Genomic DNA, 6,865 nt, shown 5'->3' on the forward strand with positions numbered 1-6,865 from the left:
GTTTAAATTAGAAGTAGAAATAATTACTGAATGTATAAAAAGACTAAATCAGATAAACATCTATCCATTATATGTCTTTGATGCTCTGTTAGTAAAAAAAAGTAATCAAGATATTACTGAGCTTATAATGAATGAAGTCATAAAAGAAAAAGGAATATATACAATCGTTTGAAGTAAAAAAGCATCAATCTATAAAAATATCAGTATTTACGTCAATAAATCGTATCATAACGTTTATAAAATGACTTAATTGGTTTAAAAAATTATATTAAACCAATTTTTTCACAAGCCTCTAATAATGATAATTTCATGAAGTTTTCATTTGAATAATAGTTATTGTTCAAATTTGACTTGTATGTATTATAACTGTCTCCAAATTCATTAGTTGCTATTCTTACTTCTTCGAACCAATTAAAACTATCTCCAACATATATGCTTTTATGTCTTTCTTGGATTCCGAAAATTTCTTCCCAAGATTGAACTTCATCACTATTTCCATCAAGAGTATTAAATATTGTAATTTCGGCAGGATTTATTATTGCTAAATTTAGATTGGAAATATTAAGTTCAAAGTTTATTTTTCCATAGTTAAAAAAAGGATAAAAGACTTTTTTTTGTACTCCCGATCTAAGAATGTCTATTGGGTTTTTTCTCGCTTTATATGAAGAGTTGCAGGTGTGACACATTGGCACCAAGTTCATAAAATGAATACTGATAAAAGGATATTGTTCTTTTGGTAAAAAATGATCGTATGCTTCTTTTTTAGTATTATATTCATTCAGCATTCTAGATGATCCACAAAAAGGACATCTTTTTGATTTTAAGCCATTAGCTGTCGAGAACTCAAGGTAGTGATCTTTTAGTTTTCCAAATAAATCAGTGAAAGCCTTTAATTTAAGAACATCAGTATAAAGATATTTTGAAAATTTGTAAAGATAGTTTGCTAAGTCTTTATCAATTTTTTTAATATCGATATACAATACAGGCTTAGTGTTTCCATTGCAAATCCCTACTATATCTAAGTTATTATGCAAAGCCTTTTTAAGTAATTTTAAATCATTTGAATTAAGCTTTTTTTGACAAATTTGATATGCATTATTGAGTGGAACTTTTATGTAAGCTTCATTTACTGCTATTAAGGATTTGTATTTATCAATAACTAAATTTTCGTCAAATTCCTCTGGCATTCCTAGCTTTTTAGAACGACATAAAATCTCTAAAACAATATAATTTACAAAAGATTGTCCTTTGGTAATACTGTGCCTAATATTTTCGTAGTGATATATCAATTTTGCCTTTTTTCTATTTGAGAAATTTCCTTTATTAGAATTATTTTTTCTATTGAATCTCCTAGTTCGCTATTAATTTCTTCTATTAATTTACTTGGACTTTCTCCTTTTAGACCTCTATTTCTAAATTCAGTTATTTTACTTAATGAATAATTCCCAATAGTATTTTTTCTTTTAAATATTTTGTTAGTTAATAAATTTACAGAAGTACCAAATGTTTCTATATTTAAATCGCTTGCATTTTGAGGCTGACTGTTTTTTTCAAATACAATTACTTTATCAGGATAGCAATCTGATATTATAAATGGAGAATGTGACGTGATAATTATATCTCTCATTAAGTGGTTAACACCGCTTTTGCCTAAACTTTCCTTTAATAAGCTTACAAATTCTGACCGCCATTCAGGATTAAAATGAGTTTCAGGCTCATCAAGAAGAAATAAAGTGCTTTTGTCTTGAAGCATAAGACAAATACCCATAGTGTGTAAAAATTGATGTTCGCCATCTGAGAATGCTTTCAGTAACATTTTATCTTCACAGTTATTCTTTTTTATTTTAAACAAATTAAAATGAAAAATATGTTCCCGCTCTTTGTATGAAGGGATTTTATACATAGCATATAAGCTATCAGATGTGTAGATTTCATTCTTTAAATCTTTATCTATAACCCTCAAATTTAGTAATGAGAGAACTTGAAATGCCTTAAATAATCTAATTGGTGTCTCAAAATGTTTAATAAATGCCTCTTTGGTATCTTTATTTAGACAAAAATCTAAATATTCAAAGTCATTATTGTCATTATCTTTTTTTTCAATATAATTAGTGGTAGAACATTTACGTAGCTTATCAACCGTCTCTTTAACTAAAGGAAGTAAATAGCCAATATCTAAATCATCACTTTTATGATATAATTCATGATTGTTAATTACTAATCTAAAACTATCTAATTTATCTATATCCAATTGATTTTTTAAAGGCTCCAAAGTCTCATCATCTTGTAATAGAAAATTAGACAGTAGTATTGATTGACTCATATGATAGTCCATATAAACTAAACTACTTTCAGGCTTCTTATTTAAATCATACGTTAGTTCTATTTTACCGATGTTTTTTAAATGATAATAATATTCATCTAGTTGAAGTAATCGAGATTTTATAAATGGTAAGCTAAGAATTTCATTCTCTCCTGAAGAATATCCAATCACTAATTCGGGCAAAAATGTTCTTATAGATTCATTGAGTTCATGGAATTTAGCGTCTTCCTCCTGATCTTGTGCTTTTATTTTAATTTTTGGATCTTCATTTTTTTCTTTTCTTATAATAACATTTACATAATCATAGATAGATTGTTTTTCCGAATCTTTAGGGATAATATAGTATTCTAATTCATAAGCTATTGGATCAGATTTTGATTTTTGAAAAGCATCACTTTTTAAATAATCTGAATACTCAGAATTTAAAGTACAACACTCCAGATGATAAAAAATATTAGCTAATGCTTCTAATACGTTTGATTTACCGCTACCGTTTAGACCTGCGAAGCAATATGGATGAAACTCTTTCCACGACTCATTTGGTTCATCTTCTCTAAAATTAACTACTAGATCTTTACCATTAACTTTTGTAAGGCTTCTAAATTTTTCTAATATTGTGAGTTTTACAAGTTTCATGTTATCTGTAATTCAATGGTATCATTATTGAACTTTTGTGTTATTTCATTTTCTGCAATCAAAACAAACAACATTTCTTTTGCATCTGAATACTCATGCATATCCTCAAATTTCTTTTCCTTAAATAAATTAATTAAGTATTGTAAACGTTTCTTGTCTCCTCTCAAATCTTCAATCGACATTTTTTTTATTAACTCAATGAAAACTGGCTCCTCATTTACAGCAACATTTTCTTTAAAAGCATTTTGCAGAAGAGATTGAAAAAGACCTTGTAGCTGTCCTAATGATTTGTTTATTAACTCTTTCTGTTTCATAATGTTTAAAAATGTTTCAGAAAATTTAGACTGTAATTCTAAATTAGGTACAGGTATTTTTATTTCTCTAAGCTTTGATAAGCTTATTTCTTTGAAAGTTGAGCCTTTGATATGTTTATTTGTTAGAAACTTAAAACCTTCACTTGACATCGTTTGAAATAAATAGTACCTATCAACGATATTTGCATTTGGTGAAACTCTTGCAGCCCCCCTCGTCAAGTTAACTCCATCTAATTCTAGTGGGACAATAGCGCATTCTCCGATAGATGCTCTAATACTAATAATAATATCACCAATATTACATTTAGACTTTTTATGTTTTTCAGCAATTTCATTACTCGTTTGAGACAAACTATTACTTTTTATACTACCGTTCTTTATCTCTCCTGATTTAATATATGGTATTCCGTTTTCAATGTTTGGACCAGCTTGAACTATTCCATATGTGATAATTGTATCTTTATTAACAATTTCTTTTAATTTTTTTGTATTAAATTTTTTTTGATTTTTTACAGGATCTCCGAATAGATGGTAATAAAAAGAGTTTAGAAAATTATCCAAAATTCTAAGATTATCAAATCTTTTATCAATTAAAGATTGAATTGTGTCAAGTTGTGCAATGATTATTTCTTGTTTTTCAATACTTGGTAAATAAAAATAAAATCTACTTAAGTCTGTTTTGTTAAATCCAGCTTGAGCCGCTCTTGATTCTGAAATGAGTTTTATGAATTTTTGAAATTGATAACTTTTTAGGACATAAAACATAAACCTTTTTAAAACCAGTTCATTAGGTGTGATTTTCATCATAGCAACATTATAAGCTCCTGCTTTTCCTGTCAAAACTTTCCCAACAGATGCACCATACCTCGCGAGTAGAATGTCGTCTTCTAAACACTTCTTGAGACTACCTTTATCTTCAATATATATTGCCTTTGAATCATTTTCGAAATCTCGAATTTGTAATAATCTAATGTAACCCTTTTGTGGAGTTTCCAAAAATTCAGATTTAGGAGGTTGATTACCTCCTTGAAAATTGCAAATATCCGTTATGCTAACTTTTTTTTGCATTTTATTCTATAATTGATTTCAAATGAGTTAAACCTTTATTAATTTCGTCTTCAATAGTCAAAAGTTTTTCTAACAATAAAGTTGGTGGGTCATACTCTTGTTCCTCAAATATATATTCTTTGTATAAGTTAATATTAAGTTCCAATTTATTTTCTTCTATTTCTTTAATTGGAACATAGAAATGTTTATGCCTTCTATCTTTTTGTGGTTTGCTTTTTCGAGTTTTAAATTCAGATATAGTTACAGGTAATGGATAATTTCCAATTAACTTTTTTCTATTAGTATCTAGCGTATAGCCGTCAGATTTCATTTCATAAAACCATACCTTTTTGGTGTGATATATTTTACTTTTAAATTGTTTTTTCGTGAATAAAATTATTGAAGTTTTAACCGCAGTATATGGATTAAAAACACCACTTGGCATAGAGATTACAGCTTCAAGATCACAATCTTTTAATAGAATCTCTCTTGCTTTTTTATATGCTTTTCCCGAATTAAAAAGTACGCCTTCGGGAACAATTACAATTGCTTTTCCTTCATCTTTAAGCATGTAAATAATTCTTTCTAAAAAGAGTAATTCCGTTTGTAAAGATTGCGTTTTTTTTGCATCGGATTTTATGTCATATATACGATTTAGATTAGAGCTTATACTTTTACTGTTTACTTTTGCAGCAAATGGAGGATTCGCAAGAATATAAGAAAACTCATCTTTACCATGTGTATTGGATTTTGAGTGATCCAAATCTTTTGTTTCAGAATGCTTTACTTTAGCTTCACGTCTACCGTTAACTAAATTATCAACTGCAATCTGTTCCTTAAAATTTTTTCCCATTAATTTTTCATACTCATCTGATAAAGTATTGATATGATTTATTTTCGGTTTTGTTATTCCGTGCATCATCATGTTCATCATACCAATTCTCACCATAGTTGAATCAATGTCAAAACCAAAAAATGTGTTCTCGATTAATTTTTTTTTCTTTTCAGTTGTTAAATTAGTACCATCTAAACCTTTTTCTAGTTGATTCTCTTCATCTAACTCTATTACTTTAGAACTTTCTTTGACTAGATATTGAAATGCGCCAACAAGAAATCCCGATGTTCCACTAGTCACATCACAAATCTTTACATTTTCATTATCAATGTTAGGCTGTAATAATTCTGCCATCATTTGTATAATGTGGCGAGGAGTTCTGAATTGTCCATTTTTCCCTGCTTCATTTGTGGCTCTCAACAGGTACTCATAAACATCGCCTAATGTATCTTGAAAATGTTGATTTTTGTCTTTCTCCTCTTCTTCAATTTTTGCAAAAATTTCATCAATAATTTTAATTGTATCTTCAATAAGTGAGGGAGTCTCGATACCAAATTTTGCTTTTTTCATTTCAATAGCAAATGGTTCGTCTTCTTTTGCTAGATCATTTTGAACAAACGTAAATACTTCAACAATTCTATTCTTTAAATCTAAACCTTTGAAACTATTGTAAGTGCTCCATTTATATTTTTCTTCAACTTCTGGATGAAATTTTTCTAAACGTTTCATAAAGAGTAAGTAAGAAATTTGTTCGATAGCAGTTATTGGATTTGTTAAACCTCCGCCCCAAAGTCTATCCCAAAGTAGTTGTATTTTATTCTTTATTTCAGAGTTAAGCATATTTTATAGAGTATTTTTAATAAAAGCAAATTTAAAATTATAAACCATTAAAGCATCATTTTAGTTGAAAAATAGTGAGACCCGAAAGTATTTAATTCCTAGATTGTTTTTGTAAAAGGTATAAAATCATATCAATTTTAAACTATACCTTAAAATTAATATGATTTATCAATATGAAAATGCTGATTTCATTAGATTTTTGATGTATTAAAAGATACTAGCCTATTTTTAATACATTTGTAAGAAAATTATATTATATTTGTATTTAAAAAAATAAATCAATTATGACAACAACAGCGAAGTATATTAGAATTTCGACAAGTGGACAAAACGAAGCAAGACAGAAAGATACGTCAATGATTGAATACTTCGATATTATTTCTGGAGTGGTTTCATTCACTGAACGACCTCAAGCAAAAAAGTTGCTAAATGATGTTAGAAATGGAGCGATCAAAACTATCGTTGTTCATTCTGTTGATCGATTAGGTAGAAATGCCTATGATATTCAAACTACTATGGAACTATTGAATGCGGAAGATGTAAATCTAATTATTGAGAATTTAGGTTTACATTCAAGGATAAACGGCAAACCTAATCCTATCTTTAAAATGATATGTGATCTTCTTGCAAATGTTTCGCAAATAGAAAGAGAGTCAATTAAAGAACGCATTGCAGAAGGGATTGCAATAGCAAAGTTGCAAGGAAAGTATAAAGGAAGAGTGAAGGGTATAACAGAAAGTAATGAGGATTTTTTAAGTAAATATAAAGCTGAAATTAAATTTATCAGAAATGAATCCTTCTCATTAAGTCAATTGAATAAAATGACTAATCTTTCGATTAATACAATTAGAAAAATAAACAGTCTCATTT

General features: G+C 28.0%; 5 protein-coding genes. 1 reads left to right on the plus strand and 4 read right to left on the minus strand.

Annotated features, from left to right (window positions below; translation table 11 throughout):
* Positions 1 to 263: 263 nt before the first annotated feature.
* Genes DNC80_RS15275 through DNC80_RS15290 form a run of 4 tightly spaced genes read right to left on the minus strand, consistent with a single transcriptional unit; the run spans position 264 to position 5,995 of the window.
* Entirely contained in the window at positions 264 to 1,289 is a 1,026-nt protein-coding gene (locus DNC80_RS15275; RefSeq protein WP_182651951.1) for a hypothetical protein, read from the minus strand.
* Positions 1,286 to 2,959: a restriction system-associated AAA family ATPase gene (locus DNC80_RS15280; RefSeq protein WP_182651952.1), complete on the minus strand. Its 1,674-nt coding sequence runs from the start codon at positions 2,957 to 2,959 to the stop codon at positions 1,286 to 1,288. The genes DNC80_RS15275 and DNC80_RS15280 overlap by 4 nt, the downstream gene beginning before the upstream one ends.
* Positions 2,956 to 4,341 (minus strand): restriction endonuclease subunit S, encoded by a 1,386-nt coding sequence (locus DNC80_RS15285; RefSeq protein WP_182651953.1) that lies wholly within the window; start codon positions 4,339 to 4,341, stop codon positions 2,956 to 2,958. The genes DNC80_RS15280 and DNC80_RS15285 overlap by 4 nt, the downstream gene beginning before the upstream one ends.
* Before the next feature lies 1 nt (position 4,342).
* Entirely contained in the window at positions 4,343 to 5,995 is a 1,653-nt protein-coding gene (locus DNC80_RS15290) for a class I SAM-dependent DNA methyltransferase (protein ID WP_255493272.1), read from the minus strand.
* 284 nt (positions 5,996 to 6,279) lie between these two features.
* On the opposite strand from DNC80_RS15290, the gene DNC80_RS15295 reads away from it, so the two are divergent.
* A partial coding sequence (locus tag DNC80_RS15295; RefSeq protein ID WP_182651955.1) for a recombinase family protein occupies positions 6,280 to 6,865 on the plus strand: 586 nt, incomplete at its 3' end.

Origin of the sequence: Flavobacterium sp. SOK18b (assembly GCF_014156605.1) — a bacterium.
Taxonomy (GTDB): Bacteria; Bacteroidota; Bacteroidia; order Flavobacteriales; family Flavobacteriaceae; genus Flavobacterium; species Flavobacterium tiangeerense.